Raw genomic sequence first — 3,416 nt, 5'->3', positions numbered from 1 at the left:
TCTGGCTATAGACCGAACGGCTGTCTTTAACCTGCGGCGTGGCTTGTTCGGAGGCTGGCAGTGCGAAAGCAGTGGAGGCCAGCATTGAAAGGGTGAGGCTCATCAGTAATTGGCGTTTCATGATCATTGCTCCTTGGGGGGGGCGATAAAGTGGGTACGGAGGCAATGCTACTCTCGATAAGTCGATATAAAAGTTCATAAAGGCAATGGTAATAATCAACGGAATTGATTGTTCTGTGGAAAGGCTCTAGAACGGGCCTTTGCGAGGCGTGGTTTTGCACCGCAGTGGGTATTTTGTACCCATTGATGCCACGCAAAAGTGCGGGGGCGGTAACAGGTAGTTGGCGGTTTGGTCAGGATTTTTTCAGTTTTTTGTACCGCCCGTCGCCCAAAGTGTTAAACCAGTTGGCCGTATCGCCAGTCCTACTCTTCACAACGAGCCGATTACAGGCTCGTGTTTCCAAGGCGTCGCCGTCCGGACGCAGATTTGTCATCAGGAGCCTTGTGCATGACGCGCACCTCAAAAATCTTCGCCTGGACCTTCGCCAGCCTTGTTTTCCTGCTGGCCGTATTGGTGCTGGTCATCGCGTTCTTCGATTGGAACCGGATAAAGCCGCCGCTCAATGCCAAGGTTTCCGAAGAGTTGCATCGCCCGTTCGCCATCAATGGCAACCTGGCGGTGGTCTGGCAGCGCGAACCGCTGGAAGGCGGCTGGCGGGCCTGGGTGCCGTGGCCCCATGTGGTGGCCGAAGACTTGAGCCTGGGCAACCCGGAATGGTCGAAAACTGCGCAAATGGTCACGCTCAAGCGCGTCGAATTACGCATTTCGCCCCTGGCCTTGCTGGCCCGGCGAGTGGCAGTTCCCCGCATCGACCTGACCGAGCCCGACGCCAACCTGCAACGCCTGGCCGATGGTCGCGCCAACTGGACGTTCGAGTTCGATCCGAAAGACCCCGACGCCGAGCCGTCCAGCTGGGTCGTGGACATTGGCACCATTGGCTTTGACAAAGGCCATGTCACTGTTAATGACCAGACGCTGAAAACCCGCCTGGACCTGTTGATCGACCCGTTGGGCAAACCCATCCCGTTCAGCGATATCGTCGGCGACAATGCTGCGAAAAAAGCCCGGGACGCAGGTGCGGCTCCCCAGGATTATGCGTTTGCCTTCAAGGTCAACGGCCAGTACCACGGGCAGAACCTGGCAGGCTCCGGCAAGGTCGGTGGCCTGTTGGCTCTGCAGGATGCGTCGCAACCTTTTCCGTTGCAGGCTCAGGCGAAGATCGGTGATACCCGAGTCGAACTGGCCGGCACGCTGACCGACCCGATGAACCTAGGGGCGCTGGATCTGCGCTTGAAGCTGGCCGGGAACAGCCTGGCCAATCTTTATCCGCTGACCGGCGTGACCCTGCCGGATTCGCCGCCCTATTCCACCGATGGCCGCCTGATCGCCAAACTCCACGAGCCCGGCGGGGCACTGTTTCGTTATGAGGCCTTCAACGGCAAGATCGGCGATAGCGATATTCACGGTGACCTGGCCTACGTTGCCAGCCAGCCGCGGCCAAAACTCAGTGGCGCGCTGGTGTCCAATCAACTGTTGTTCAGCGACCTGGCCCCCTGATCGGCGCCGATTCCAACGCCGAACAAAAGGCCCGAGGCGGCGCGAGCAAACAGCCGTCCGACAAAGTGCTGCCCGTGGAAGAGTTTCGTACCGAGCGCTGGGGCGTGATGGATGCCGATGTGGAGTTCACTGGCAAACGAATCGTCCACAGTGAGCAGTTACCGTTCACCGACCTTTACACGCATCTGGTGCTCAACGACGGCCAACTAAGCCTTGAGCCCCTGCGCTTCGGTGTGGCCGGTGGCCGGCTCGACGCGCAGATCCGCCTCAACGGCCGCACCCGGCCCCTTGAGGGACAGGCGAAGCTGACGGCGCGGGGTTTCAAGCTCAAGGAGTTGTTCCCCGGTTTCGCGCCGATGAAAACCAGCTTCGGTGAGCTGAACGGCGATGCCGATATCACCGGCCGTGGCAATTCGGTGGCGGCGTTGCTGGGCACCTCCAACGGCACGTTGAAAATGCTCATCAACGACGGCGCCATCAGTCGGGAACTGATGGAACTGGCGGGGCTGAACGTCGGTAACTATGTGGTGGGGAAAATCTTTGGCGACGAGGAAGTGAAGATCAACTGCGCGGCGGCGGACTTCGACATCAAGACCGGCCTGGCGACCACTCGCCTGTTCGTGTTCGACACGGCGAACGCGATCATTTATGTCGATGGCACGGCGAACATGGCCACCGAACAACTGGACCTGACCATCACTCCGGAGTCCAAGGGCTGGCGCTTGATTTCCCTGCGCTCGCCCTTGTACGTGCGCGGCACCTTCGCCAAGCCCGCGGCGGGCGTCAAGGCCGTGCCGTTGATGCTGCGTGGGGCCGGGATGGTGGCGCTGGGCGTCATTGCCGCGCCGGCGGCCGGGTTGTTGGCCCTGGTTGCGCCAAGCGGTGGCGAGCCGAACCAGTGTGCGCCGTTGCTGGAGCAGATGAAGGCCGGCAAGGCACCGGTGACGGTCAAACCAACCCGCTAGCCAGGCTTTGCGGTGAGGTTACTGGCCCCATCGCGAGTAGGCTCGCTCCCACATCGACCGCGACAGGACACGATTCAATGGGGGAGCGAGCCTGCTCGCGATAGCGGTATTACAAATCGGCCAGGATGTCGGCCATGTCATCGGCATGCTCTTCTTCCTGAGCCAGGATGTCTTCGAAGATTCGCCGGGTGGTCGGGTCCTTTTCGCCGATGTACTGGATGATTTCCCGGTAGCTGTCGATGGCGATCCGTTCGGCGACCAGGTCTTCGTAGACCATTTCCTTGAGGGTGTTCCCCGCCACGTACTGGGCGTGGGAGTTACGGGTCAACAGGTCGGGGTTGAACTCCGGCTCGCCGCCCAACTGCACAATGCGCTCAGCGAGCTTGTCGGCGTGTTCGGCTTCCTGGTTGGCGTGTTCGAGAAACTCGCTGGCCGCCACGCTGGCCTTGAGGCCGGTGGCCATGAAGTAGTGGCGCTTGTAGCGCAGCACGCACACCAGCTCCGTGGCCAGCGCTTCATTGAGCAGGCGAATGACTTCCGGTCGATCGGCGCTGTAGCCCTCGGTCACCGCGCCGTTCTGCACGTTCTGCCGTGCCCGTTCGCGCAGGGTGGTTACATCGGATAGGTGCATGTCACTCATAGCATTCTCCTGGAGGCTGATCCGGTAGGGCGTCACGCTCTGTTGGCGTGATCGCTCTAAATCTGAGTGACGCGATCCTCGAAAAGTTTTACCGAATTTTTCAGCGCATGAGCGGACTGCCGCGCCTCTTCCTCCAGCCACTGGAAGAATGCCCGCACCGGTGGATGGCGTTCACGGCCTGGAACGCACAGGG

The 3,416-nt window shown here is 60.5% G+C and carries 1 protein-coding gene and 2 pseudogenes; 1 reads left to right on the top strand and 2 read right to left on the bottom strand.

From position 1 onward, the window contains the following. Positions 1 to 508: 508 nt before the first annotated feature. Positions 509 to 2,583: pseudogene (locus tag GSM73_RS20990) on the top strand (AsmA family protein). Between the two features lie 109 nt (positions 2,584 to 2,692). Here GSM73_RS20990 and GSM73_RS20985 read toward each other — a convergent pair. Then, a complete protein-coding gene (locus tag GSM73_RS20985; RefSeq protein WP_047227349.1) occupies positions 2,693 to 3,223 on the bottom strand; it encodes a bacterioferritin in 531 nt (176 codons plus the stop codon). Between the two features lie 56 nt (positions 3,224 to 3,279). Next, positions 3,280 to 3,416, bottom strand: a pseudogene (locus GSM73_RS27670) (LysR family transcriptional regulator); the annotation flags it as partial.

It is taken from the genome of Pseudomonas sp. PICF6, assembly GCF_009831705.1.
In the GTDB taxonomy this organism is placed as follows: Bacteria; Pseudomonadota; Gammaproteobacteria; order Pseudomonadales; family Pseudomonadaceae; genus Aquipseudomonas; species Aquipseudomonas rhizophila.
This window is presented reverse-complemented; position numbering and strand designations above follow the sequence as displayed.